The organism is Streptomyces sp. NPDC002795 (genome assembly GCF_042888725.1).
Classification (GTDB): Bacteria; Actinomycetota; Actinomycetes; order Streptomycetales; family Streptomycetaceae; genus Streptomyces.
Genome location: NZ_JBIAQB010000003.1, coordinates 732,938 through 757,407 on the forward strand (window position 1 = coordinate 732,938; position 24,470 = coordinate 757,407).

At 69.8% G+C, this 24,470-nt stretch carries 20 protein-coding genes; 13 read left to right on the top strand and 7 right to left on the bottom strand.

Going from position 1 to position 24,470, the window contains the following annotated elements:
- Positions 1-26: 26 nt before the first annotated feature.
- Positions 27-890, top strand: a complete 864-nt coding sequence (locus ACFYWS_RS12735; RefSeq protein ID WP_389273754.1) for a fumarylacetoacetate hydrolase family protein — start codon at positions 27-29, stop codon at positions 888-890.
- 10 nt (positions 891-900) lie between these two features.
- Here the strand turns inward: ACFYWS_RS12735 and ACFYWS_RS12740 are convergent, their stop codons facing one another.
- The 3 genes from ACFYWS_RS12740 to ACFYWS_RS12750 form a co-directional block, all read right to left on the bottom strand.
- A complete protein-coding gene (locus tag ACFYWS_RS12740; RefSeq protein WP_389273757.1) occupies positions 901-2,136 on the bottom strand; it encodes a hypothetical protein in 1,236 nt (411 codons plus the stop codon).
- 157 nt (positions 2,137-2,293) lie between these two features.
- Positions 2,294-3,685: an MFS transporter gene (locus tag ACFYWS_RS12745; RefSeq protein WP_389273760.1), complete on the bottom strand. Its 1,392-nt coding sequence runs from the start codon at positions 3,683-3,685 to the stop codon at positions 2,294-2,296.
- Positions 3,686-3,695: 10 nt separating this feature from the next.
- Positions 3,696-4,352 carry a hypothetical protein gene (locus tag ACFYWS_RS12750; RefSeq protein ID WP_389273763.1) on the bottom strand — a complete coding sequence of 219 codons (657 nt, stop codon included), beginning with the start codon at positions 4,350-4,352 and terminating at the stop codon, positions 3,696-3,698.
- Between the two features lie 75 nt (positions 4,353-4,427).
- Between ACFYWS_RS12750 and ACFYWS_RS12755 the strand changes: the two genes are divergently transcribed.
- Positions 4,428-5,342, top strand: a complete 915-nt coding sequence (locus ACFYWS_RS12755; RefSeq protein WP_389273766.1) for a LysR family transcriptional regulator — start codon at positions 4,428-4,430, stop codon at positions 5,340-5,342.
- Here ACFYWS_RS12755 and glgX read toward each other — a convergent pair.
- On the bottom strand, positions 5,305-7,437 hold the full coding sequence (gene glgX / locus ACFYWS_RS12760; protein ID WP_389273769.1) for a glycogen debranching protein GlgX: 2,133 nt from the start codon (positions 7,435-7,437) through the stop codon (positions 5,305-5,307). The genes ACFYWS_RS12755 and glgX overlap by 38 nt on opposite strands.
- Positions 7,434-7,937: a pep a2 gene (locus ACFYWS_RS12765; protein WP_389273772.1), complete on the bottom strand. Its 504-nt coding sequence runs from the start codon at positions 7,935-7,937 to the stop codon at positions 7,434-7,436. The genes glgX and ACFYWS_RS12765 overlap by 4 nt, the downstream gene beginning before the upstream one ends.
- Positions 7,938-8,220: 283 nt before the next feature.
- On the opposite strand from ACFYWS_RS12765, the gene ACFYWS_RS12770 reads away from it, so the two are divergent.
- The 8 genes from ACFYWS_RS12770 to ACFYWS_RS12805 all read left to right on the top strand — a co-directional run bounded on the left by ACFYWS_RS12770 (position 8,221) and on the right by ACFYWS_RS12805 (position 17,867).
- Positions 8,221-8,448 carry a DUF5133 domain-containing protein gene (locus ACFYWS_RS12770; protein WP_389273776.1) on the top strand — a complete coding sequence of 76 codons (228 nt, stop codon included), beginning with the start codon at positions 8,221-8,223 and terminating at the stop codon, positions 8,446-8,448.
- Complete coding sequence (locus ACFYWS_RS12775) at positions 8,445-10,427, top strand: maltotransferase domain-containing protein (protein WP_389273779.1); 1,983 nt, start codon at positions 8,445-8,447, stop codon at positions 10,425-10,427. The genes ACFYWS_RS12770 and ACFYWS_RS12775 overlap by 4 nt, the downstream gene beginning before the upstream one ends.
- Before the next feature lie 51 nt (positions 10,428-10,478).
- On the top strand, positions 10,479-12,236 hold the full coding sequence (gene treS / locus ACFYWS_RS12780; RefSeq protein WP_389273782.1) for a maltose alpha-D-glucosyltransferase: 1,758 nt from the start codon (positions 10,479-10,481) through the stop codon (positions 12,234-12,236).
- Positions 12,233-13,573 (top strand): phosphotransferase, encoded by a 1,341-nt coding sequence (locus tag ACFYWS_RS12785; RefSeq protein ID WP_389273785.1) that lies wholly within the window; start codon positions 12,233-12,235, stop codon positions 13,571-13,573. Before treS ends, ACFYWS_RS12785 begins: the two co-directional genes overlap by 4 nt.
- A 54-nt stretch (positions 13,574-13,627) precedes the next feature.
- Entirely contained in the window at positions 13,628-15,907 is a 2,280-nt protein-coding gene (glgB, locus tag ACFYWS_RS12790) for a 1,4-alpha-glucan branching enzyme (protein WP_389273788.1), read from the top strand.
- A 421-nt stretch (positions 15,908-16,328) separates the two neighbouring features.
- On the top strand, positions 16,329-16,673 hold the full coding sequence (locus ACFYWS_RS12795) for a GNAT family N-acetyltransferase (protein ID WP_389274123.1): 345 nt from the start codon (positions 16,329-16,331) through the stop codon (positions 16,671-16,673).
- Positions 16,674-16,718: 45 nt separating this feature from the next.
- Positions 16,719-17,369, top strand: coding sequence for an aspartate/glutamate racemase family protein (locus ACFYWS_RS12800; protein WP_389273791.1), 651 nt, complete (start codon positions 16,719-16,721; stop codon positions 17,367-17,369).
- Between the two features lie 54 nt (positions 17,370-17,423).
- The gene (locus tag ACFYWS_RS12805) at positions 17,424-17,867 is read left to right on the top strand and encodes a nitroreductase family deazaflavin-dependent oxidoreductase (protein ID WP_389273794.1); all 444 of its coding nucleotides are present in this window, start codon (positions 17,424-17,426) and stop codon (positions 17,865-17,867) included.
- Between the two features lie 340 nt (positions 17,868-18,207).
- On the opposite strand, the gene gndA is transcribed toward ACFYWS_RS12805, so the two are convergent.
- Positions 18,208-19,647: an NADP-dependent phosphogluconate dehydrogenase gene (gene gndA, locus ACFYWS_RS12810; protein ID WP_389273797.1), complete on the bottom strand. Its 1,440-nt coding sequence runs from the start codon at positions 19,645-19,647 to the stop codon at positions 18,208-18,210.
- A 146-nt stretch (positions 19,648-19,793) separates the two neighbouring features.
- On the opposite strand from gndA, the gene ACFYWS_RS12815 reads away from it, so the two are divergent.
- Together ACFYWS_RS12815 and ACFYWS_RS12820 are read left to right on the top strand one after the other, a co-directional pair.
- A complete protein-coding gene (locus tag ACFYWS_RS12815; RefSeq protein ID WP_389273800.1) occupies positions 19,794-20,765 on the top strand; it encodes an acetylxylan esterase in 972 nt (323 codons plus the stop codon).
- A 97-nt stretch (positions 20,766-20,862) separates the two neighbouring features.
- On the top strand, positions 20,863-21,942 hold the full coding sequence (locus ACFYWS_RS12820) for a transglycosylase family protein (RefSeq protein WP_389273803.1): 1,080 nt from the start codon (positions 20,863-20,865) through the stop codon (positions 21,940-21,942).
- 47 nt (positions 21,943-21,989) lie between these two features.
- Here ACFYWS_RS12820 and ACFYWS_RS12825 read toward each other — a convergent pair whose 3' ends face one another.
- Positions 21,990-23,003, bottom strand: a complete 1,014-nt coding sequence (locus ACFYWS_RS12825) for a DMT family transporter (protein WP_389273806.1) — start codon at positions 23,001-23,003, stop codon at positions 21,990-21,992.
- Between the two features lie 296 nt (positions 23,004-23,299).
- Here ACFYWS_RS12825 and glgA point away from each other — a divergent pair, with 296 nt between their 5' ends.
- Positions 23,300-24,463, top strand: coding sequence for a glycogen synthase (gene glgA, locus ACFYWS_RS12830; RefSeq protein ID WP_389273809.1), 1,164 nt, complete (start codon positions 23,300-23,302; stop codon positions 24,461-24,463).
- Positions 24,464-24,470: the final 7 nt, after the last annotated feature.

Here is a 24,470-nt window from a genome sequence, read left to right on the forward strand (position 1 = left end):
GACGTCCTTCGAGCAGGGAGCAGTGCATGCGCATAGTGGGGATCCGACGGCCGGGCGCGGTAACGGAGGTGGCCCAACTCTCGGACGACGGGCGGGAGGTGACGGTGCTGGCCGCACTCGACGCGTTCTGGTCCGACCCCTTCGGACATCTCGCGGCGGACTTCGACGGGCCGAGCCTCGCGGCCTCGACCGTGAGGTTCGTACCGCCGGTGCGGCCCGACGCCCGCGTCGTCTGCATCGGCCTGAACTACCTGAAGCACGTGGCGGAGGGCACGTTCCGCGAGGCCGAACTGCCCGAGTACCCCACGCTGTTCGCACGCTGGAGCCAGTCGCTCACCGTGGACGGCGCTGTCGTTCCCGTCCCGTCCGGCGAGGACGGCCTGGACTGGGAGGGCGAGGTCGTCGCATGGGTCGGGGCGCCGCTCGTGGACGCCACCCCCGAGGAGGCGCTGGCCGCGGTGGTCGGCTACTCCACGTTCAACGACCTCACCGCGCGCCGCGCCCAGAAGCTCACCTCGCAGTGGATCCTCGGCAAGAACGCCGACCGCTCGGGACCGCTCGGGCCGATGGTCCCGGCCGCCGAAGTCGGCGACCTGCGCGAGGGGTTGCGCGTGGTCACCCGGGTGAACGGGGAGATCGTCCAGGACGGCAGCACCGACGAGATGGTGTACGGGGTGGGTGACACGCTCGCCCATATCTCCCGCACCTTCACCCTCCGCCCCGGTGACCTGCTGGCCACCGGCACCCCTTCCGGAGTCGGCTACGCGCGTACGCCGCCGTGGCTGCTGCGGCCCGGCGACGTGGTGGAGGTGGAGGTGGAACGCCTCGGATCGCTGCGCAACACGGTGGTCGGCAACGCGGCGCGCCAGGCCCCCACGGTCGCGCGCTGACCGGCCGCGCTCAGCCGGTCTGCTGCAGCGCGCGGAACTGCTCGAACCAGACGTTGCGGCCGAGGGTGCCGTTCTCGTTCGGCCGCACGGTCCGGTTGGCGTACAGGGGGTTGAGGATCCATGGTGTCTTGTCGGCGTCCCACTCCGAGGCCATCGACTCGATCTGCAGGCCTCCGTAGGTCGCCACCGCCAGTTTCCCGGTGTCGCGGAACGCCTTCATCTGCGCGGTGAGGTAGTTCCTGTGGGTGTCGAACCACTGGGTCATCGAGATGAAGTCGTTCCACTTCTCCTGCGGGAACGGCTGCTTGATGGCGTCCCCGATCACCTGCCACACCTTCCGGCCCGGGTCCACGTTGTGACGCTTGGCGAACGCCGGGGACACCGGGTCGTCCATGTGCTCCGTCCAGAACTGCACCAGGGAGAACTCCGTGGCGAGGAACTTCTGGTCCGAACGCAGGGTCGGCACCACGTAGTTGATGTACTTGGCGGCGTTCTGCAGCGACGTGACGTGCGGGTGGATGTCGACGCCGGCGAGCTCGGGTGTCCTGTTGACGAACCGCAGCCACCGCTCGGTCGCGGGCGTGCGGCTCTCCGGGTCGTCGAGGTGGTTGAGCGCGCCCATGTAGAGACTGGTCCCCGAGCCCGCGCCGCCGTGCTGTTCGCGGTACGCGATGACGTGGCGGGCCAGCGTCTCGTAGAACACGTTCAGGGTCTTGTCGCGCTCTTCGTTCAGCGTTTCCAGGAACGGCTCGTTGCCGATCGTGAGGATGTCGACCTTGCCGAGGACGGCGGCCAGCACCCGGTCCACGAGGGCCAGCAGGTCCTTCAGCTCGGGGCTGCCCGGCGCGGGGAGCGGGCCCTTCGTGGGGCCCAGCGAATAGGGGAACTTGAGGGAGAGGATCGTCTTGCGGCCGTCACCGTGCGCGGTCAGGAGCGCCTTGACGGCGCGCTGCCGCGTGATGTCCTCCTCGAGATCGCCCGGCGTCACCGGGACGAAGCCGCGCACCCAGGTGGCCGAGAGTGCCTGAAGTTGTGCGGCGCCGAGGCCCGCGGGGTCCTCGTTGAAGTTGACGCCGAGAGCGCCGTCGGGCGCGCCGGACGGGGCCTTTCCGGCGGCGGCCTTGCCCTCGATCGACTCGGAGGCCGACTTCGACGGCGAGCCCTTCGCGCCGGACGGCTTGGCATCATTCGATGACGGTGAGCACGCGGCGGCGAGGAAGGCGGAGCCGGTGACGCCAAGGAGCATGCGGCGAGAGGTGGTGTGCCGAGTCACTGCTGTCCGTTTCTGTGTGTGGGGGGATCGCTGTCCACTGCACCGACACCGTAGGCACGGACGTGCGCGCAATTGTGCTGCTGTGACAGCCCCGCGACATCATCCTGACAACGTCAAAACCCCGGATGTCTCAGGCGCGGGCCTCCACCGCCGGAGCCGAACCCGGCAGCGGCCGTCCCGCGGACTCCGCCGCGAAGTACGCCGCCACGGCGCCGATCGCACCCGCCGCCATCAGGTAGTAACCAGGCACGTTGACATCACCGGTGGCCTGCACCAGAAGGGCGTTGACGACGGCGGTCGTGCCACCGAACAGCGAGACCGAGAGGTTGAACGCGATCGAAAGACCGCCGTAGCGGATGTCCGTCGGGAACAGCGCCGGGAGCGTGGACGGGATCGTGCTGTTGAAGCAGAGCAGCATCAGCGACATCAGCACCAGGCCGAAGAAGACCGACATCAGGGTGTTCTGCTGGATCAGCAGCACCGAGGGAACGCCGAGCACGATTAGCATGCCGCAGCCGAAATACAGGACCGGCTTGCGCCCGATACGGTCCGAGAGACGGCCGACGAAGGTGATGAGCACCATGCCGACGGCGAGGACCGAGATCTCCAGAAGCTGCGCCCAGGTGGAGCTCACCGACGGGGCGAACTTGTCGATGTACTCCAGCATGTACGTCGTGAGCATGTAGTTGGTGACGTTGAAGACGAGCACCAGACCCATGCAGATCAGCATCGGACGCCAGTGGTCGGTGAAGACCCGGCGGATCTCCTTGAGGGTCTGATTGCCCTCCCGGCCCTGCTGCTTCGCCGCGGCCGCCTTGAACGCGGGGGTGTCCTCCAGCTTCAGACGGAGGTAGAGCCCGATGATGCCGATCGGCCCGGAGATCAGGAACGGGATGCGCCAGCCCCAGGACAGCAGGTCCTCGTGCGACATGACGCCCGGCAGCTGGATGACAAGCCCCGCGACGCCGCCGAGGAGATAGCCGGTCAGCGTGCCGAACTCCAGCCAGCTGCCCAGGAATCCGCGCTTCTTGTCGGGGGCGTACTCGGCGATGAACGTCATCGCGCCGCCGTACTCGCCGCCCGTCGAGAAGCCCTGTACGAGGCGGGCGAGCAGCATCAGCAGTGGGGCGGCGGGGCCCCACGTCTCGTAGCCGGGGATGAACGCGATCACGAAGGTGCCGATGGCCATCATGATGACCGTGATCGACAGCACCTTGGTGCGGCCGATCCGGTCGCCGAGCGGACCGAAGAACATGCCTCCGAGCGGACGCACCAGGAAGGCGACCGCGAACAGGCCGAGGGTTCCGATCGTGCCGACGGTCTGGCTCGCGCCGGTGAAAAACACCGCGGTGAGCACCGGGGTCAGATTGGCGAAGACGCCGAAGTCGAACCACTCGGTGATGTTTCCGATGGCTGCGGCGCCGACGGCCCTCCTGGTCACCTTGGGGTCGGTCACCAATGGCTCGTCGGCCGGGCCCGCCTTGCTGTCGGGAAGCTCGGAAACGGTGTGCGCGGCTGGCACGTACTACTCCTCAGAATTGCGGGGTACTGCGGGTGGGACGCCCGCACAGGGGCTTCGGGTCGATCCAGTGAACGAGGTGGGGGAGGTGCTGCCCCGGCCGGCGTACGGTGCGGCCGGCCTCCAGGACGGCGCCGGTCGCCGGGAAGACGAGCAGAGCGACGACCGAGGCCACCAGGGCCGTCGCGGTCGCCGGGGAGCTCGTGGGCGCGAGCAGCGCCGTACAGATGACCGGCAGGCCGAGGCCCAGGCAGGCGGCGGCAGGCGTGCGCACACCGAGGGCCGCGCTCGCTCCGGCGCGGGCGAGTCCATGGCCGAATCCGGCGCACACGGCGGCGCCCAGGGTCGCCCAGGTCGACGTTCCCGCCGTCAGCGACAGCACGGAAAGGCTCACCAGCAGTGCGGTGAGGCCGGTGAACTGCGCGCAGCGGAAGCCGAGTTCGGCGGCGAGCGGCCGCGCGAGTGCCGAGCAGACGAGAACGGACAGCGGGACACCGCAGACGACGGCCGGATCGCTCCGCCCCGAGACGATCAGGACGGCGGGAACGACGGCGAGGAACAGGCCCGCCGTGGCCCAGGCCAGAAAGCGGACGGCCGAGACCATGGCGTACAAGGCGCGCATCCCCGTGGGGACGACCCGATTCCGGCGCAGGAAAGGACTCTTGGACAACACCGGGGAAGAGTGTCACCCGTAACTGATCGACACAATTACACGATCTTGCATGTGACCGTGCAAGATGGTCGAATGATCGATCCCAAGCTCAAGGTGCTGCAGATGGTCGAGGCGCACGGCGGAGTGACCGCGGCCGCCGAGGCCTCGGGGCTCAAGCCGTCAACGGTCTCGTACCAGGTGAGGCAGCTGGCCGAGCAGGTCGGCGTGGTGCTCCTGGAGCCCGCGGGCCGCGGCATCAAGCTGACCGCCGCCGCCCGTACGCTGCTCCGGCACGCGGCCGTCCTGGACGCGCAGTGGGAGCGGGCCCGCAGCGACCTGGCCGCGATGGCCGACGTACAGACCGGCTCGTTCACGCTCTGCGGCTTCTCCACGGCCGCCACACATCTGCTGCCGTCCACCGCCGCGACCCTGCGCGACCGGCATCCGCAGCTCGGGGTCCGCCTGGTGGAGGCGGAGCCGGCGCGCTGCTTCGAGCTGCTGCTCACGGGGGAGGCGGACCTCGGCCTGGTCGTCGTGACGGCCGGCTCACCGCCGCTGACCGACGAGCGCTTCGAACAGCAGCCGCTGCTCGACGACCCGCTCGACCTGGTCGTCCCCGCCGACCATCCGCTGGCGGCGCGGGACCGGGTGGTCCTCGCGGACGCCGCCCGCGAGACGTGGATCGTCGGCACACCGGGCACCACGTACCACGACCTGCTGGTCACCGCGTGCATGGCCGCCGGGTTCATGCCCGACATGGGCCACCAGTCCGACGAGTGGGACACCGGCACGGCGATGGTGGCGCACGGCCTCGGCGTGATCCTGGTGCCGCGCCTCGCCCGCATCAACACGGAATGGCCCGTGGCCCGCGTCCCTCTCTCCGGCGAACCCGCCCCCGCCCGCCGCATCCTCGCCGCCACCCGCAAGGGCGGCGCCCGGCACCCCGTGGTGGCGCAGGCCCTCGACCTGATCAAGGCCTCGGCGTCGAACCTGGTGACGGCCGAGTAGCGGCGGCCTCCGAAGGGTGTGTGAGAACCACCAAGGAGTGCGCCTCCAGCCGGACGGTCGCTTCGGCCTTGTACTCGGACTCGTCCGACACACCATCGGACTCTGCCGTGTCGATCCGTGGTGCCCAGGAGGCGCCGTACGAGGCGTCGGGCAGCCGGAACTCCATCGGGGCCCAGTAGAAATTGAAGAGGATCAGGAACGAGTCGTCGATGACACGCTCCCCTGAGCTGCCGCGTCCCGCGATCTCGTCGCCGTTGAGGAAGACCGCGAGGGCGTGCGCGTCGGTCCTGTTCCAGTCCTCGTCCGCCATCTCCGTCGCGTCGGGGCGCAGCCACACCAGGTCCGGCAGGCTGTCGTGGTGGCCGGTGGCGGCCTCGCCGCGGAAGAAGCGGCGTTGGCGCAGCACAGGGTGCGTGGACCGCAGTTCGATGAGATCGCGGGTGAAGGCCAGCAGGGAGGCGCGTTCGTCGTCGAGGTTCCAGTCGACCCAGGTCAGTTCGTTGTCCTGGCAGTAGGCGTTGTTGTTGCCCCGCTGGGTGCGGCCCAGCTCGTCTCCGTGGCTCAGCATGGGGATGCCCTGGGACAGCACCAAGGTGGCCAGAAGATTGCGTTGCTGCCTGGCACGCAGTGCGCGCACGCCCGGGTCGTCGGTCGGCCCTTCCGCTCCGCAGTTCCAGGACCGGTTGTCGTTCTCGCCGTCGTTGTTGTGCTCCCCGTTGTCCTCGTTGTGCTTCTCGTCGTACGACACGAGATCGCGCAGCGTGAATCCGTCGTGCGCGGTGACGAAGTTGATGCTGGCCCGCGGGCGTCTGCGGTCGTGCTGATAGAGGTCGGCGGAACCGGTGAGCCGGGAGGCGAACTCCGGCAGGACCCCCTCCTGGGCCCGCCAGACGTCCCTGACGCAGTCGCGGTACTTGCCGTTCCACTCGGACCACAGCGGTGGGAAGTTCCCCACCTGGTAGCCACCTTCGCCGAGGTCCCAGGGTTCGGCGATCAGCTTGACGCGGCTGATGACGGGGTCCTGCTGGACGAGGTCGAAGAAGGCCGACAACCGGTCGACCTCATGGAACTGCCGGGCCAGCGTGGCCGCCAGGTCGAAGCGGAAGCCGTCCACATGACACTCGGTGACCCAGTACCGCAGTGAGTCCATGAGCAGTTGCAGGACGTTGGGGTGGCGCATGAGGAGGCTGTTGCCGGTGCCCGTGGTGTCGTAGTAACGACTGAAGTCGTGATCGGCGAGACGGTAGTACGACGCGTTGTCGATACCGCGGAAGGACAGCGTGGGGCCGTTCTCGTTCCCCTCCGCCGTGTGGTTGTAGACCACGTCGAGGATCACTTCGAGGCCCGCGGCGTGGAGCGACTTGACCATGCTCTTGAACTCGGTGACCTGCTCGCCGAGCGTGCCGTGGGCGGCGTAGGCGTGATGCGGCGCGAAGAAGCCGATCGTGTTGTAGCCCCAGTAGTTGGACAGGCCGCGGTCCCGCAGAAAGCCGTCCTGCACGAACTGGTGCACCGGGAGGAGCTCGACCGCGGTCACCTTCAGAGCCGTGAGGTGGTCGAGCACGGCCGGCGTGGCCAGCCCCGCGTAGGTGCCACGCAGGGCTTTTGGCACAGCGGGGTGTCCTGCCGTGAGGCCCCGCACATGTGCTTCGTAGATGACGGAATCGGCGTAGGCGTGGTCCGGCGGTTCATCGCCGGACCAGTCGAAGGCGGGGTCCACGACCACGCTGCACAGGCCCTGCCCACCGGCACCCGCTGTGTCGGCACGATCGTGGACGGCCTTGGCGTAGGGATCAAGCAGGAACGCCCCGGCGTCGCAGCGGTGCCCCGAGGCCGGCTCCCACGGGCCGTGGATGCGGTAGCCGTACTGCTGGGGCGGCCCGGTGTGCGGCACGTAGCCGTGCCACACGGAGCCGTACACCTCGGGCAGTGTCACGGTGCGTTCGGAGCCGTCGGTGTCCAGCAGTACGAGGTCCACCTGGTCGGCCACGGCACTGAACAAGGCGAAGTTCGTGCCGTGGCCGTCGTAGGTCGCTCCGAGCGGGTAGGGGCGGCCGCTCCGCACGCGGGTCGAGCCCGCGGGTCGTGCGGTCACGAAGGAACGCCGGTGCCGACAGGCGCGGGCTTCGAAGTGGTGAACAGCAGCGCGGAGCGGGGCAGTTGGAGCGCTTCGCTCGCACCCGGAACGGGATGCGTGGGTGTGAGGACCTCGCGTACCCCGGTCCTGCTGCGCAGGGAGAACCACGCGATGCGCCGGGCGGCATGAGTGCAGTTGCCCCACCCGTCGCTGATGGCCGCGATCTGCGCCGAGCAGTGCTCGGAGAGCTCCTGGGAGGCGCCGGTGGCGGGTGCTTCATGGGACACGGCGTTGATCAAGTGCTGCCCGGTCCACCACGCCTCGACCTCGATGCGGTTCTCCGGCTCCCCCTGAATGGCGAGTTCCAGCAGTAGACCGAGGCCACGGGTCACCGAAGGTGTCAGCCGGTCGAGCCCCCAGTACCGCGTGTGTGCGGCCATGATCCGCTGGATCTGGCCGACGCGTTCGGGGGCCGGCTCCACGGCGATGTGGTAGTAGCTGGGCGTTGCCTGATGCATGGTTCCTGCTCCTCACCGCGTAGCTCGTGGTCCGCCGCCACGGCGGAACCGTGCGTACGGACCGTGAGCATGGGTCGCTTGAGAGTCATCGATCAGCCTGTGCTCCGTACTCCATTCGTGCAACCCGAGCGTGACCGGGCCGCCACTCACGGTTCAACAGGCCGGATCGCCGCGGAGCCCACACCATGGGTGGGGGAGCAGCCGACGGTGACGAGGCGCTCCCTCTCCGTGATCGGCACACGGGCCCACCGGGTCCGGCGGCACGGAGGACCGGAGGTCGACCATGGGCACGTCGCGTGTCGCCGGAGAAGTTGGCCAGTGCCTGGTGAGCTACCGCTCCTGGGAGCGCCGATTCCTGATGTCTCCGGCCGACTCCGAGGCCCGCGAGGGATTCGAGCGCGCTGTCGCCGCCCTGTGCCGGGCGACGGGCGAGCGGTGCGGCCGGGAGGCCGCCGAAGCGGCGCAGCGCTCCGGGCCACCCGCGTCCGACCGGGAAGGTGACTTCGAATGACGACGCTGTCGAACACGGTTCTTCCCGTCCCGATCGAGGATGTGAGGCCCGCGGTGGACGGAGGCCGACGCCCGGCCAAGGCCGTCGTGGGGGAGTCCTTCACGGTCTCGGCCCTGGTCTTCGTCGAGGGTGACGGGGTCCTCGGCGCCGAAGTGGTGTTGCGCGCGTCCGACGGGGACGAGGTGGGCCGGTGGCCGATGGCGCGGTCGGAGCCGGGGGCCGATCGCTGGAGCGCCGAGGTGTGTGCGGACGGCCCCGGGCGGCTGAGCTACTGCGTGCGGGCCTGGCGCGACCCCGTGAGCACCTGGCTGCGGGACGCCAGGATCAAGGTGGGCGCCGGCGTGGACTGCGAAAGCACGCTGGAGGAGGGGGCCGTGTACCTGGAGACACTGGCCGAGGCCTCGAAGGGCGAAGCGCGCCGTGCCCTGAGCGCGGCGGCCGACCTGCTGTGCGACGCGGCCCGGTCCCCCCAGGACCGGCTGGCCGCGGCCATGAACCCCGCTGTGTGTGCCGCGTTGAGTGACAATCCTCTGCGCGAGCGCCTGACAGAGAGCCGGCGACTCCCTTTGCTGGTGGAGCGGGAGCGGGCTCTTTTCGGGTCCTGGTACGAGTTCTTCCCGCGCTCCGAGGGGGCGGTGGTCAAGCCCGGTGAGCCTGCGGTGAGCGGCACCTTCCGCACGGCGGCGCGGCGGCTCGCGGCGATCGCCGCGATGGGTTTCGACGTGGTGTATCTGCCGCCGGTCCATCCCATCGGTACGACGTTTCGCAAGGGTCCTGACAACTCGCTGTCGCCGGGTCCGGACGACGTGGGGGTGCCCTGGGCGATCGGCTCGCCCGAGGGCGGCCACGACGCGATCCACCCGGAGCTGGGCACGTTCGAGGACTTCGACCATTTCGTGGGCCGGGCGCGGGAGTTGGGCATGGAGGTGGCCCTGGATTTCGCGTTGCAGTGTTCGCCGGACCATCCGTGGGTGCAGAAGTACCCGGAGTGGTTCCAGCACCGGCCGGACGGCTCCATCGCGTATGCGGAGAACCCGCCGAAGAAGTACCAGGACATCTTCCCGCTCGCTTTCGACAAGGACATGCCGGGTCTGGTCGCGGAGACGACGCGGGTCCTGCGGCTGTGGATGGACCACGGGGTGCGGATCTTCCGGGTGGACAACCCGCACACCAAGCCGGTCGTCTTCTGGGAGAAGGTGATCGCGGACATCAACGGCAGCGACCCGGACGTGATCTTCCTGGCGGAGGCGTTCACCCGTCCTGCGATGATGCACACCCTGGCCGCAATCGGCTTCCAGCAGTCGTACACGTACTTCACCTGGCGCACCACGAAGCAGGAACTGACCGAGTACGCCCGGGAGTTGGCCGGGGAGGCGGCCTGCTACATGCGGCCGAACTTCTTCGTGAACACCCCCGACATCCTGCACGCGTTCTTGCAGGACGGCGGCCGTCCCGCCTTCGAACTGCGCGCCGTCCTGGCCGCGACACTCTCGCCGACCTGGGGTGTCTACAGCGGGTACGAACTGTGCGAGAACACCCCGCTGCGCGCGGGAAGCGAGGAGTATCTCCACTCCGAGAAGTACCAACTGCGGCCCCGTGACTGGGAGTCGGCGAAGCGGGAGGGTCGCACGATCGCCCCGCTGATCACCGCGCTCAACGCGATCCGGCGCCGCAACCCGGCCCTGCGCACGCTGCGCGACGTGCACTTCCACCACGCCGATCAGGACGCGGTGCTGGTGTACTCGAAGAGCGTCCGGACCGCACAGGGCTCGAACACGGTCCTGGTCGTCGTGAACCTCGACCCGCACCACACCCAGGAGGCGACGGTCCACCTCGACTGCGAGGCTTTGAAGGTCGCGCCTGACAGCACGTTTCGTGTGCACGACGCGTTGACCGGCGAGACGTATGCCTGGGGCGCCACCAACTACGTGTGTCTGACGCCGGGTGAGTCGCCCGCGCACATTTTCACCGTCGGTTGAGCCACGAAATCGCTCTCCGCAACCGGCATGAACAACGAGGGAGTGAACTTCATGACGGCGAACGAATTCGTCATGCCCGCACGCCCGGACGCCTTGCCGCGCGACCCGGACTGGTTCAAGCGTGCCGTCTTCTACGAGGTCCTGGTCCGCTCCTTCCAGGACAGCAACGGCGACGGCATCGGAGACCTGAAAGGCATCACGGCGAAGCTGGACTACCTCCAATGGCTGGGGGTGGACTGCCTCTGGCTTCCCCCGTTCTTCAAGTCACCGCTCAAGGACAACGGTTACGACGTCGCCAACTACATCGCCGCTCTGCCCGAGGCCGGCGACCTGGCGGACTTCGTCGAGTTCGTCGACGCGGCACACCACCGCGGCATGCGCGTGATCATCGACTTCGTCATGAACCACACGAGCGACCAGCACGAGTGGTTCCAGCAGTCCCGCTCCGACCCCGATGGCCCCTACGGCGACTACTACGTCTGGTCCGACGACGACAAACGCTACGCGGACGCCCGCATCATCTTCGTGGACACCGAGGCCTCGAACTGGACCTTCGACCCGGTCCGCAAGCAGTACTACTGGCACCGCTTCTTCTCCCACCAGCCGGACCTCAACTACGAGAACCCGGCCGTCCAGGAGGAGATCCTCGCCGCCCTGCGCTTCTGGCTCGACCTCGGCATCGACGGCTTCCGCCTCGACGCCGTGCCCTACCTGTACGCCGAGGAGGGCACCAACTGCGAGAACCTCCCCGCCACCCATCACATGCTCAAACGCGTCCGCAAGGAGATCGACGCCCAGTACCCCGACGTGGTGCTGCTCGCCGAGGCCAACCAGTGGCCCGAGGATGTCGTCGACTACTTCGGAGCACCCGAGACCGGCGGCGACGAGTGCCACATGGCGTTCCACTTCCCCGTGATGCCACGGATCTTCATGGCGGTGCGCCGCGAATCGCGCCTCCCCATCTCCGAGATCCTCGCCAAGACCCCGCCCATCCCGTCCGGCTGCCAGTGGGGCATCTTCCTGCGCAACCACGACGAGCTGACCCTCGAAATGGTCACGGACGAAGAACGCGACTTCATGTACGCGGAGTACGCCAAGGAACCGCGGATGCGCGCCAACGTCGGCATCCGCCGCCGTCTCGCCCCGCTCCTGGACAACGACCGCAACCAGATCGAACTCTTCTCCGCGCTCCTGCTCTCGCTCCCCGGCACACCGATCCTCTACTACGGCGACGAGATCGGGATGGGCGACAACATCTGGCTCGGCGACCGCGACGCGGTCCGCACCCCGATGCAGTGGACCCCGGACCGCAACGCGGGTTTCTCCTCCTGCGACCCCGGCCGCCTCTACCTGCCCACGGTCATGGACCCGGTCTACGGCTACCAGGTCACCAACGTGGAGGCGTCGATGTCCTCCCCGTCGTCCCTGCTGCACTGGACCCGCCGGATGATCGAGATCCGCAAGCAGAACCCGGCCTTCGGCCTCGGCTCCTACACCGAACTGCCCTCCTCCAACCCCGCGGTACTCGCCTTCCTGCGCGAGGCCCCCGCGACCGAGGACGCGGGAGACGACCTGGTCCTGTGCGTGCACAACTTCTCCCGCTTCGCCCAGCCCACCGAACTCGACCTCCAGGCCTTCAACGGCCGACACCCCGTCGAACTGATCGGCGGAGTGCGCTTCCCCGCCATCGGCGAACTCCCGTACCTGCTGACCCTGGCGGGACACGGCTTCTACTGGTTCCGCCTGAGCGAGGACTCGGGCGTGGCCTGCACCTCGGGCAGCCTCTCAGGATTGGACCGGATGTCATGACCCGCCCTCTGGCCGAACTCGACGACGCGCGCCCCGCACTTCTCGGCTCGTCGCTCAACGACCTGCTCGGACGATGGCTCCCGCGACAGCGCTGGTACGCCGACAGCGGCTGTCGGATCACGGACATCTCGGTAGCGGCCGCGACCGCACTGACACCAGAGTGCTTCCACCTGCTGGTGCGCGTGAACGTCGCCGGTGAACAGGACGTGAACTACTACCAGTTGATACTGGGCGCGGCCGTCGATCCGCCCCCGCGACTGTGGAAGCACGCCCTCGGACAGGTGGACGGGCCCTCTGGTGGCACCCTGGTCGTCTACGACGCCGTTCACGACCACCGCGTGGCGATCCTGCTGCTCGACCGTCTCCGTCAGGGCGGCGCGACCGGCACCCTCCGCTTCGAGTCCCTGCCGCGTGCGTCGGTGCCGACGGGGCTCGCCCCTCGCGTCCTGGACGTGGAGCAGACCAACACCTCGATCGTGTACGGCGACAGGCTCATCCTCAAGCTGTTCCGCCGTGTCCAGCGAGGCGTCAACCCCGACCTGGAGGTGACCGCCCGGCTGGCGCGATGGGGACACACGTCGGTCCCGGAGCCCACGGCCTGGTTCTTCATGACCGAACCGTTCCTGGGCACCCTCGGCATGGTCCAGCCCTACTTGGCCGGGGCGACCGACGGATGGGAACTGGCCCTGCACTCGGCCTCCACGCAGGGCGACTTCATCAAACAGGCGTGGGGCCTGGGCCGCACGACCGGCGAACTGCACGCGGCACTCGCGCAGGTCTTTCCCACGAGGTCGCCCGCGGGCCACCACCCGGCGCGTCTCGCCGAGGAGATGATGTGCCGCCTGAAACGCACGGCCGACGCGGTCCCGGCCCTCCGCCCCCATGTGCCCGCCATACAAGGCATCTTCGCGGACGCCGCGGCGACCCACAGCGACCTGTCCCTGCAACGGATCCACGGAGACCTCCACTTGGGTCAGGTCCTGTGGGCGGACGAGGGCTGGCACGTGGTGGACTTCGAGGGAGAGCCCTCACAGCCGCTGGCGGAGCGCCGTGCCGACCGTTCACCGATCCGGGACATCGTCGGAATGCTCAGGTCCTTCGACTACGCGGCGCACATGGGCCCCACACCACGCCCCGAGTGGGCCGACCAGTGCCGTACCGCGTTCTGTTCCGGCTACAGCGGAGCGGGGGGCTTCGAGCCGACGGGCGCGCCTGAGCTGCTGCGCGCGTACGAGGCCGACCGCGCCGTCTACGAGGTGCTGTACGAGGCGACACACCGCCCCGACTGGATGACCGTCCCGCTGAAAGCAGTGGCTCGTCTCGCCGACTCACGCTGAACCGCGAAGCCGCCGGACCGAACGCCTCCCGAACGCCTCCCGAAGGGGACGACCATGACCGTCAACGCGACCGCCGACCCTATCCTGCACCGACAGGCCGGCGCGGCACCGAGCGTCGACGCGGGTACTCGTACGGCGCTGCTGAGCGGAACCCACCATGATCCGCATGCGGTGCTCGGAGCGCACCCGGCACCGGGGGGCGTCATCGTACGATGCCTCCGCCCGTACGCCACCGAGGTGGCGGTGCTGGCCGACGGCACGGCCTGGACCCTGCGACACACGGGCGACGGCCTGTTCGAAGGTGAGCTCCCTCTCACTTCCGCCCTGGTCCTGGAATACCGGCTGCGGGTGACCACCGCCGAAGGGGTCGCCGAGGTGGACGACCCGTATCGATTCCTGCCTGCCTTGGGGGAGTTGGACCTGCATCTCATCGATGAGGGTCGCCACGAGGAACTGTGGACAGCGCTGGGCGCCCATGCCCTGGAGCACCAGGGTGTGCAGGGGACCCGCTTCGCCGTGTGGGCGCCCCGCGCACGCGGTGTCCGTCTCATCGGTGACTTCAACTACTGGGACGGCACCTCGACGCCCTTGCGTTCGCTGGGGCACTCCGGTGTCTGGGAACTGTTCGCACCGGGCATCGGCGAGGGCGAGCTCTACAAGTTCGAGATCATCGGCCCCGACGGTTCACGCCGCGAGCACGCGGACCCCATGGCGCGTCGCACCGAGCGGCCGCCGGCAACGGCGTCCGTGGTCCATGCCTCCCACCACACGTGGGGCGACGAGGCCTGGCTGGAGCAGCGCGGCGAGCGTCCCGTCCACGCGTCCCCGTTCTCGGTGTACGAGGTGCACCTGGCGTCCTGGCGCCCCGGCCTCACCTACCGCCAGCTCGCCGAGCAACTCCCCGCCTACGTATCGGACTTGGGTTTCACGCACGTCGAGCTGCTGCCGGTGGCCGAGCACCCCTTCGGCGGGTCATGGGGCTACCAGGTCACCGGCTTCTACGCACCGACGGCCCGCCTGGGCAGCCCCGACGACTTCAAGCACCTGATCGACGCCCTGCACCAAGCGGGCATCGGCGTCCTCATGGACTGGGTCCCCGCCCACTTCCCGCGCGACGACTGGGCGCTGGCCGAGTTCGACGGCCGCCCGCTGTACGAGCACGAGGACCCGCAGCGCGCCGCGCACCCCGACTGGGGCACCCTCGAATTCGACTACGGCCGCAAAGAGGTCCGCAACTTCCTGGTCGCCAACGCCCTGTACTGGTGCCAGGAGTTCCACATCGACGGCCTGCGGGTCGACGCGGTCGCCTCGATGCTCTACCTCGACTACTCACGCGAGGAAGGCCAGTGGACCCCGAACCGGTTCGGCGGCCGCGAGAACCTCGACGCCGTCGCCTTCCTCCAGGAGATGAACGCCACCCTCTACCGCCGCGTCCCCGGCGTGATCACCATCGCCGAGGAATCGACGGCCTGGGACGGCGTCACCCGCGCCACCCACCACATCGGCCCCGGCGCCAACGGGAATCAAACACGCGGAGGACTCGGCTTCGGCCTGAAGTGGAACATGGGCTGGATGCACGACTCGCTGGACTACATGAGCCACGAGCCGGTGCACCGCAAGTTCCACCACAACGACATGACGTTCTCGATGGTGTACGCCTACAGCGAGAACTACGTACTGCCCATCTCCCACGACGAAGTCGTGCACGGCAAACGCTCACTGGTCTCGAAGATGCCGGGCGACTGGTGGCAGCAACGCGCCAACCACCGCGCCTACCTGGGCTTCATGTGGGCCCACCCCGGCAAACAACTCCTCTTCATGGGCCAGGAGTTCGCACAGGGCGCCGAGTGGTCCGAGGCGGACGGTCTGCAATGGAGCCTTGTCGAAGAGGGCTCGACCGCCAGGGAGGACCATGTGGGAGTGCGGCGTCTGGTCCGGGACCTGAACCGACGCTATACGGCCGACCCGGCGCTCTGGGAGCGCGACACCGACCCGGCAGGTTTCCGCTGGGTGACTGCCGACAACGCGGACGACAATGTGCTTGCCTTCCTCCGCTACTCGGCCGAGGGCGACCCGCTCCTCGCTGTCTGCAACTTCTCCCCAGTGGTGCGGGAGGGTGTTCGGCTCGGGGTTCCGCTGACGGGCTCCAGCAGCTGGCGGGAAGCCATCAACACCGATGCGAAGCGGTACGGCGGCAGCGGGGTCGGCAATGAAGTGCCGCTGGTCCAGGAGTCGTTGGCCTGCCACGGCCTGCCCGGTTCGCTGACCGTGTGCCTTCCGCCGCTCGCCACGCTGTGGCTGACGCCAGGGTACGTAGGTTCGTGTGACGTCTGAACCCTCGACTCCGACGGCGACGTATCGGCTTCAGTTGCACCCGGACTTCGGGTTCGCCGCCGCGGCGGTGGCGGGTTCGACGCACGGCTACGACGTGGTGGACCACACGCGCGTACGCGCGGAACTGGGCGGCGAGCACGAGTACCGCGCCTTGGTCGACCCCGGCGAGGCGCACTGCCTCGCCTACACACGCTCGGGCCGCGTGGTCGTGGCAGCGACCCGGCTCTCCCTGCGGCTCGCCGACGCCGGCGCCGGCGGCTGGCGGACCACGCAACTCGCCCTCCCCGAAGGCGAATGGGTCGAACTCCTCGACGGCCCACGGTGCACCTCCCGGTGGCACTCCTCGTACCCGCCGAGTACACATGAATCGTCGAACCGGCGGGTCGGCCCACGACTCGGTCCACGGCGCAGGAGAGAGCCCATGAGTGACATCGAGATCCGCGACGACCGCGAGCACGGACTGCTGCGGGCCCGCTCCGGCGGCGAGGTCGTCGGCCACATCCAGTACCTCGTCCTGGAAGAACCCGAGCGGGCCCTCGCCCCGGTGCACACCGTCGTGGAGCCGGAGCACGAGGGGAAGGGGATCGCGGGCTCGCTCGCCCGCGAGCTGTACGGCATCGCCGCGCGCGAGGGGGTGGCCGTGGCGCCGCTGTGCCCGTTCGTCGTCCGGTGGGCCGAGCGGCATCCGGGCGAGGCGCCCGAGGCCCCCGCCGACCTGCTGCTCGCCGCGAAGGCGGCCCTTGAGGCCGACCCCGACAAGTGGTGAGACGGCCCTGCGCACGGTGATCACCCGCGCGTAGGGTGACCAGTCATGAACCTGACGCTCGTGCACACCTCGCCCGTCCACGTGCCGGTCTTCGACGCCCTGCGCGACGCCGACCACCCCGGCCTGGAACTGCGTCACGTCGTACGTGAGGAACTGCTGGTGCGGGCCGCCACCGAGGGGCCCGAAGCCGTCACCGACCAGGTTCGTACGCTGCTCGAAGCGGCCGTCGCCGACGGGGCGGACGCCGTGCTGTGCACGTGTTCCACGCTCGGCGCCGTCGCGGAGGGACTCGCCTTGGAGGCCGGCGTGCCCGTGCTGCGCGTGGACCGGCCGATGGCCGCGCGGGCCGTCGCCGAGGGGGAGCAGGTCGCCGTCGTCGCCACGGTGCGCAGCACCTTCGGGCCGACCCTCGACCTGGTCGAGGAGGAAGCCGCGCGGGCCGGGCGTGCGGTGGACGTGCGGACCGTGTTCGTCGAGGGTGCCTGGGAACGCTTCCTCGCGGGCGACCGGGACGGATATCTCGCGCTCGTCGCCGAAGCCGTCGACAGCATCACCGACGCCGATGTCGTCGTCCTCGCCCAGGCCTCTCTGGCCGACGCCGCCGAGCGCGCCCGCACTGCTCTGCCCGTGCTCTCCAGCCCGCGCCCCGGACTCCTTGCCGCCGCTTCGGAATGCGCGAGCGTCAAGAGCGCTTAGGTTGAGGGGAGTTGTCCGCACCGGACAGAGTTCCCCGAACAGGAGGCAGCGCACATGACCGAGCGTGACACCGACGTCGTCATCAGCCCCAGCGGATGGGTCGCCGAGCAGGCCCGCACCTACGAGGAGTCGGGCGGCACCAAGGGCACCACCTTGCAGGGCGCCCCGTGCCTGCTCCTCGACTACGAGGGCCGCAAGAGCGGCCAGTGGCGGCGCACCGTCCTGATCTACGGCACGGACGGTGACGACCAGCTGATCGTGGCGTCGTACGGCGGCGCGGACCAGCACCCGCAGTGGTACCTGAACCTTCAGGCCAACCCCGAGGTCCGGCTGCGCGTGGGAACCGAGCGGTTCACGGCGCGCGCCGAGACCCTTTCGGCGCAGGACAAGGAGCGGGTCTGGGACTCCCTCGTGGACCTGTTCCCGCCGTACGCGGACTACAAGAAGAAGACAAGCCGCGACATTCCCGTCGTACGGCTGCGTCGCACCGGCGGCTGAGACCCGGCAGCAGGCGTGGACTCGGCGGGCGTGGGAACGCGAGCCGGGAGACAGTGGACAGGTCCCCTCCGAACCGCTGGAGGATCCACCGATGACCCATCCGTTCCCCGACCCCATCCCGCCGATCCCCACGCCAGGACCGGATCCCGGTCCTGGTCCCGCTCCCGGTCCTGGCCCCGGCCCCGACCGGCCGGATCCCGGCCCGATGCCTGACCCGTTCCCGACGCCGGTGCCCGAGCCCACGCCGCGGCCCTCGCCGTCCCCGACTCCGCCGCTGCCGGACCCGGACCCCGACCCGCACCCGCCGGAGCCCGAACCGTCACCCGCTTAGCCGATGCGGCTACGCCTCGACCTCGGAGCGGTCACCGCCCCACAGCGTGTGGAACGAGCCCTCCCGGTCGACCCTGCGGTACGTGTGCGCGCCGAAGAAGTCCCGCTGGCCCTGCGTGAGCGCGGCCGGCAGGCGCTCGGCGCGCAGCGCGTCGTAGTAGGCCAGCGCGGCAGCGAAGCCCGGCGTGGGCACACCCTGCGTGGTCGCCGCGACCAGGACGGAACGCCAGTCGTCCTGCGCCGCGGCGATCTCGTCGGCGAAGCCCTTGTCGGACAGGAGCGAGACCAGGCCCGGCTCGGCCTCGTACGCCGCCGTGATCCGGTCGAGGAACGCGGCGCGGATGATGCAGCCACCGCGCCAGATCCGGGCCACCGCGCCCGAGTCGATGTTCCAGTCGTACGTCTCGCTGCCCGCGGAGATCTCGTGGAAGCCCTGCGTGTACGACACGATCTTCGAGGCGTACAGGGCCTGTTCGACGCGGTCCGCGAAGGCCGCGGCCTCCGACTCGCTCAGCGTCTCGGCCGTGGGGCCCGCCAACTCCCGTGACGCGGTGCGCAGTTCCGCGTGCCCGGAAAGGGAGCGCGCGAACACCGCCTCCGCGATGCCGGACACCGGCACGCCCAGGTCGAGCGCGATCTGCACCGTCCAGCGACCTGTGCCCTTCTGTTCCGCCTGGTCCTGGACGACGTCCACGAAGGGCTTCCCCGAGGCCGCGTCCACGTGCGAGAGGACCTCGGCCGTGATCTCGATGAGGTAGGAGTCGAGGCGGCCCGTGTTCCACCCGCGGAAGATGTCGGCGATCTGCGTGGGGGAGTATCCGGCCACATCGCGCAGCAACTGGTAGGCCTCGCCGATGAGTTGCATGTCGGCGTACTCGATGCCGTTGTGCACCATCTTCACGAAGTGGCCCGCCCCGTCGGGGCCGACGTGCGTCACGCAGGGCGCGCCGTCCTTCGCCTTGGCGGAGATCTTCTCCAGCATCGGGCCGAGCGAGGCGTACGACTCGACGCTGCCGCCGGGCATGATGCTCGGCCCGTGCAGCGCGCCCTCCTCGCCGCCGGAGACGCCCGTTCCGACGAAGTGGATGCCCTGCTCGCGCAGCTCCTTCTCGCGGCGCCGGGTGTCCGCGAAGTGCGCGTTGCCACCATCGATGATCATGTCGCCCGCCTCCATGAGCGGCGCGAACTCCTTGATCACCGCATCGGTCGGGTCGCCCGCCTTCACCATGACGACCAGGCGCCGCGGCCGTTCGAGCGCGGCCACGAACTCCTCGGCGGTCTCGGTCGGCACGAAGATGCCCTCCTCGCCGAACTCCGAGACCAGCGCGTGCGTGCGGGACGCCGTGCGGTTGTGGAGGGCGACCGTGTAACCGTTGCGGGCGAAGTTCCGGGCGAGGTTGCGCCCCATGACAGCGAGGCCCGTGACACCGATCTGGGCTGTAGTGCTCATGCCTGTCACTCCTGTCGTTTCTGTCGCTTCTATATACGGAAAATGAAAGATCTTGTTCATTTCTGGTGGGTGTCGGGTTAGTTTGGCGATCCGATCCCACCGTGGATTCTCTACACCGTGGACTCTCTACGAATTTGGAGCCGTGCGTGCCTCATTTCGACCTGTCACTCGACGCGTTGCGTACGTACCAGCCGGAGTTGACGGCCCCCGACGACTTCGACTCCTTCTGGGAGAAGACCCTGGTCGAGGCCAGGGAGCACGACCTGGACGCACGCTTCGAGCCCGTCGATGTCCCGTACACGGCGGTCGACGTGTTCGACGTTACGTACGCGGGCTTCGGCGGGCATCCCGTGAAGGGCTGGCTGATCCTTCCGGCAGGCACGAACGAGCCGCTTCCGGCCGTCGTCGAGTACATCGGCTACGGGGGCGGCCGCGGCCTTCCGCACACCCACCTGCGCTGGGCGGCCGCCGGGTTCGCGCACTTCGTGATGGACACGCGCGGGCAGGGCAGCGGCGGCAGCGTCGGCGACACACCCGACCCCGTCGGCTCCACGCCGTCCCAGCCGGGCTTCATGACGCGCGGCATCCAGGACCCGCACGCGTACTACTACCGCCGCGTCTACACGGACGCGGTGCGCGCCGTCGACGCGGCCCGCTCGCACCCGTTCGTGGACGCCTCACGGGTCGCCGTCACCGGAGGCAGTCAGGGCGGCGGCATCACCATCGCCGTGGCAGGACTCGTGCCCGACCTGGTGGCGGCCGCCCCCGACGTGCCGTTCCTGTGCGACTTCCGGCGCGCGGCCACGCTCACCGAACGGCACCCGTACCGCGAGATCGCCCTCTACCTCAAGGCGCACATCGGCGAGGACGAGCGCGCCTTCCGTACGCTCTCCTACTTCGACGGCATCAACTTCGCCGCGCGCGCCACGGCCCCGACCCTGTTCTCCGCCGCCCTGGAGGACCTGACCTGCCCGCCGTCCACGGTCTTCGGGGCGTACAACCACTGGGCGGGTGCCGAGAAGGCGATCGAGGTGTACGCGTTCAACGACCACGAGGGCGGCGGCCCCTTCCAGCAGGCCGCGCAACTTCGTTGGATTCCTGGCCACTTGAGGGCCTGAATCCCGCCAAAGTAGCCAGGGGCACTCTTGTCCACCTACGGAGGAGCGGCTAATTTGCCGCTCCTACGTGTGGCTGCTTGCGGCCGAGGGGGCATTCATGGCGATACGCGGCCGGCACCGCCGGTACAAGGCGGGCCGGGTCAACCGGGCGTCGCTCACCGTGACCGTGGGCGGCGTGGGCATGGCCATCCCGATCGTCGGCGCGGGCACGGCGCAGGCCGCGGACGCGGAGACGTGGAACAAGGTCGCAGCGTGCGAGTCCTCCGGAAACTGGAGCATCAACACCGGCAACGGGTTCTACGGCGGGCTCCAGTTCACCCGCTCCACCTGGGCCGCGTTCGGCGGCACCGCCTACGCGCCGCGCGCCGACCTCGCCACCAGGGGCGAGCAGATCGCCGTGGCGGAGAAGGTGCTCAAGGGGCAGGGGCCCGGCGCCTGGCCGGTGTGCTCGCAGCGCGCGGGCCTCACCCGCGAGGCCGCGGCGCCCGACACGCGGCCGCAGAGCACACCGCAGTCCCGGGCGGGACGCGCCCAGATGTACCGCGTGATCAGCGGGGACAGCCTCTCCGGCATCGCCGCCGAACGGTCCGTGAAGGGCGGTTGGCGTGCGCTGTACGCCGCGAATCGCGCCACGATCGGCGCCGACCCGGACCTGATCACCCCCGGGCAACGCCTCGCGGTGCCGGGCAAGGGGAAGACGCAGGCGCAGCCCGCGGAGAAGGCCGCCCCCAAGCCCGTCGCCAAGAAGTCCGACACGGCGAAGGCCACCACGCACAACGTCGTCGCCCCCGTCGCCGCCTCCCTCGGCACCCCCTACCGCGCCGCCGGTTCCTCCTGGTCGAAGGGGTACCACACGGGCGTCGACTTCGCGGTGCCCACCGGGACCTCCGTGAAGGCCGTCGCCGCAGGTCACGTCGTCTCGGCCGGCTGGGGCGGCTCGTACGGCTACGAAGTGGTGATCCGGCACGCCGACGGCAAGCACAGCCAGTACGGGCATCTGTCGGCGCTGACGGTCAAGAGCGGCCAGCGCGTGGTGGCGGGCCAGCGCATCGCCCGCTCCGGCTCCACGGGCAACAGCACGGGCCCGCATCTGCACTTCGAGGTGCGGACGGGGCCCGGCTTCGGCAGTGACGTGGACCCGCTGGCGTATCTGCGGGCCCGCGGCGTCAGGATCTGAGGGGCTGCGTCTCTGAGGGGCTGCGAAGGGCTGAGCGGGTTTCAGGGTCAGGACCGGATGTCCTCGGCCGTCCAGCCCCCGCACGGCGGCTCCTGCCGGGACTTCGGCGCGCGCGGCGGCAGCGGCACGGAGTCGAGCCCGGCCGGGCTGTCCGGCACCACGGGCGGGACCGCCGGTGACACTCCCTGCGCGACGACCGAGGCGCCCGCGACCGCGCCCGCCCCCGACCGGCGGCCGCGCCCGATGCGCTCCGTCGTCAGCAGGATCAGGCCGCCCGCCGCCACGACGCCGCAGCCGAGCGCGAGCGCCGTGCCGATCGTGCCGTACCGGAACGATTCGCCGAACATCGTGATGCCGATGGTCGCCGCCACCACCGGGTTCACGACCGTCGCGGTCGCCAGCGGCGCCGCGAGCCCCGCCCCCCGGTAGGAAGCCTGCGACAGCAGCATCCCGGCCACGGCCAGGCCCGCGATCGCCAGGAGCGTGGCGAGCTGTTCCAGCGGCTGCCCGGTCCAGTCCTCGGTCACGGACTTCGTGAACACCGACGCCATGCCGAACGCGCCACCGGCGGCCACCGCGAGCAGCACCGCGCGCACCACCGGGTGCCGGTGCGCCACGCGGGCCGTCGACATCAGGGCCAGCACACCGCCCGCCGTGATCAGACCGACGAGCAGGCGCTGCGTCCCGTCCAGCGACTGCTCGGTCGTGGACCCGGTCAGCGAGAGCAGGCCCGCGAGCCCGACCGTCGCCATGATCGCGCCGCGCCAGGCCGTCGCCCCGGCCCTGCGGCCCACGAGGAGCGCCGACATCGGCAGCGCGAGCACGATCGTCAGGGCGCCCAGCGGCTGCACGACGCTGAGCGGGCCGAAGGCGAGCGCCGCGACGTGCAGCAGCGCACCCAGGCCGTTCAGGCAGCCGGCGCCCCACCAGGCGGGCCTGCGCAGTGGCGCGTACGCCGCCTTGGGCGACGTCGCGGCCACGCGCTCCTGCACGATCGCCCCGCCCGCGTACGCGACGGCGGAGACGAGCGAGAGCAGCACGGAAAGCACCAGGTCGCTCATGTGGCGCCCCTGGGGGTGCGGCGTGGCGCACGATCGCTTCTCATACCCTCCACAATCCCTCTTTCCCGCCCTCCGCGTCGTCCGACCTGAGCACGCATTGAGTCCTACTCCCGTTGGAGTAGGCCGCATCCTGAGTCATCCCCAGGGCGGGTGCCCCAGGGGCCCGAGGGAGACTCGGGCCCAGTTGCCGTCCGTGCCCTTCCGCACGGGCCCCTCCATGGGTGACCATGAGGTGCGCTTTCGAACACAGCGATCCAGAAGCGAGTGTCGCCGACCGACGACTACGGGGGCCGCGCGTGCGTGTGGGACTGCTGACCAGGGAGTACCCGCCGGATGTCTACGGCGGCGCCGGAGTGCACGTCGAGTTCCTCGCGCGCGAGCTGCGCCCGCTCGTCGACCTCCAGGTGCACACGTGGGGCGAGGGAGCCGCCGACGGCGTGCGCCGGCACCGGGCCTGGCCCGCGCTCGACGGGGCGAACGACGCGCTGCGCACCCTCTCCGTGGACCTGGCCATCGCCGCGGCCCTGGAAGGCCGCGACCTCGCGCACTCCCACACCTGGTACACGAACCTGGCCGGGCACCTGGCGGCGCTGCACCTCGGGATACCGCACGTGATGACCGCTCACTCCCTGGAGCCGCTGCGCCCCTGGAAGGCCGAGCAACTGGGCGGCGGTTACGCGCTGTCGGCGTGGGCGGAGCGGACCGCGATCGAGGCGGCCGACGGGGTGATCGCCGTGTCGCACGCGATGCGCAAGGACATCCTCGCCTGCTATCCGGCCCTGGAGCCGAAGAAGGTCCGTGTCGTGCACAACGGCATCGACGTCTCGCTCTACCACGCCGACGCCGGCACGGACGTGCTGCGCCGCTACGACATCGACCCCCAGCGCCCCTACATCCTCTTCGTCGGCCGCATCACCCGGCAGAAGGGCGTGCCCCATCTGCTGCGCGCGGCAAAGGGACTGACGAAGGACGTCCAGGTGGTCCTGTGCGCGGGCGCGCCCGACACCCCGGAGGTCGGTCGCGAATTCCGGGAGCTGGTCGACGAGTTGAAGGCCTCGCGCGACGGGGTGCGCTGGATCCCGTCCATGCTGCCGCGTACCGAGGTCATCCAACTTCTCACGCACGCCACGGCGTTCGCGTGCCCCTCCGTGTACGAGCCGCTCGGCATCGTCAACCTGGAGGCGATGGCCTGCGGCACCCCGGTCGTCGCCTCACAGGTCGGCGGCATCCCCGAGGTCGTCGCGGACGGCGAGACGGGGCTGCTCGTCCCGTACACGGCCGCCGACCCGCAAGGCTTCGAGGCGGGGCTCGCGGAAGCCCTGAACCGGGTGGTCGCCGACCCCGGCGCGGCGCGGGCGATGGGCGAGGCGGGCCGGGAGCGGGCGGCCGCGGAGTTCGGCTGGGGCGCGATCGCCCGGCGCACGGTCGAGGTGTACGAGGAGATCCTCAACGGCACGTGAATCACAG

Bases quoted from the DNA above. Each gene is read 5' to 3' on its own strand.
- gndA (WP_389273797.1), bottom strand. From the start codon at position 19,647: ATGAGCACTACAGCCCAGATCGGTGTCACGGGCCTCGCTGTCATGGGG.
- ACFYWS_RS12755 (WP_389273766.1), top strand. From the start codon at position 4,428: ATGATCGATCCCAAGCTCAAGGTGCTGCAGATGGTCGAGGCGCACGGC.
- ACFYWS_RS12825 (WP_389273806.1), bottom strand. From the start codon at position 23,003: ATGAGCGACCTGGTGCTTTCCGTGCTGCTCTCGCTCGTCTCCGCCGTC.
- ACFYWS_RS12775 (WP_389273779.1), top strand. From the start codon at position 8,445: ATGACGACGCTGTCGAACACGGTTCTTCCCGTCCCGATCGAGGATGTG.
- ACFYWS_RS12740 (WP_389273757.1), bottom strand. From the start codon at position 2,136: ATGCTCCTTGGCGTCACCGGCTCCGCCTTCCTCGCCGCCGCGTGCTCA.
- ACFYWS_RS12795 (WP_389274123.1), top strand. From the start codon at position 16,329: ATGAGTGACATCGAGATCCGCGACGACCGCGAGCACGGACTGCTGCGG.
- glgB (WP_389273788.1), top strand. From the start codon at position 13,628: ATGACCGTCAACGCGACCGCCGACCCTATCCTGCACCGACAGGCCGGC.
- ACFYWS_RS12800 (WP_389273791.1), top strand. From the start codon at position 16,719: ATGAACCTGACGCTCGTGCACACCTCGCCCGTCCACGTGCCGGTCTTC.
- ACFYWS_RS12735 (WP_389273754.1), top strand. From the start codon at position 27: ATGCGCATAGTGGGGATCCGACGGCCGGGCGCGGTAACGGAGGTGGCC.
- ACFYWS_RS12770 (WP_389273776.1), top strand. From the start codon at position 8,221: ATGGGCACGTCGCGTGTCGCCGGAGAAGTTGGCCAGTGCCTGGTGAGC.
- ACFYWS_RS12820 (WP_389273803.1), top strand. From the start codon at position 20,863: ATGGCGATACGCGGCCGGCACCGCCGGTACAAGGCGGGCCGGGTCAAC.
- treS (WP_389273782.1), top strand. From the start codon at position 10,479: ATGACGGCGAACGAATTCGTCATGCCCGCACGCCCGGACGCCTTGCCG.
- ACFYWS_RS12785 (WP_389273785.1), top strand. From the start codon at position 12,233: ATGACCCGCCCTCTGGCCGAACTCGACGACGCGCGCCCCGCACTTCTC.
- ACFYWS_RS12765 (WP_389273772.1), bottom strand. From the start codon at position 7,937: ATGCATCAGGCAACGCCCAGCTACTACCACATCGCCGTGGAGCCGGCC.
- ACFYWS_RS12805 (WP_389273794.1), top strand. From the start codon at position 17,424: ATGACCGAGCGTGACACCGACGTCGTCATCAGCCCCAGCGGATGGGTC.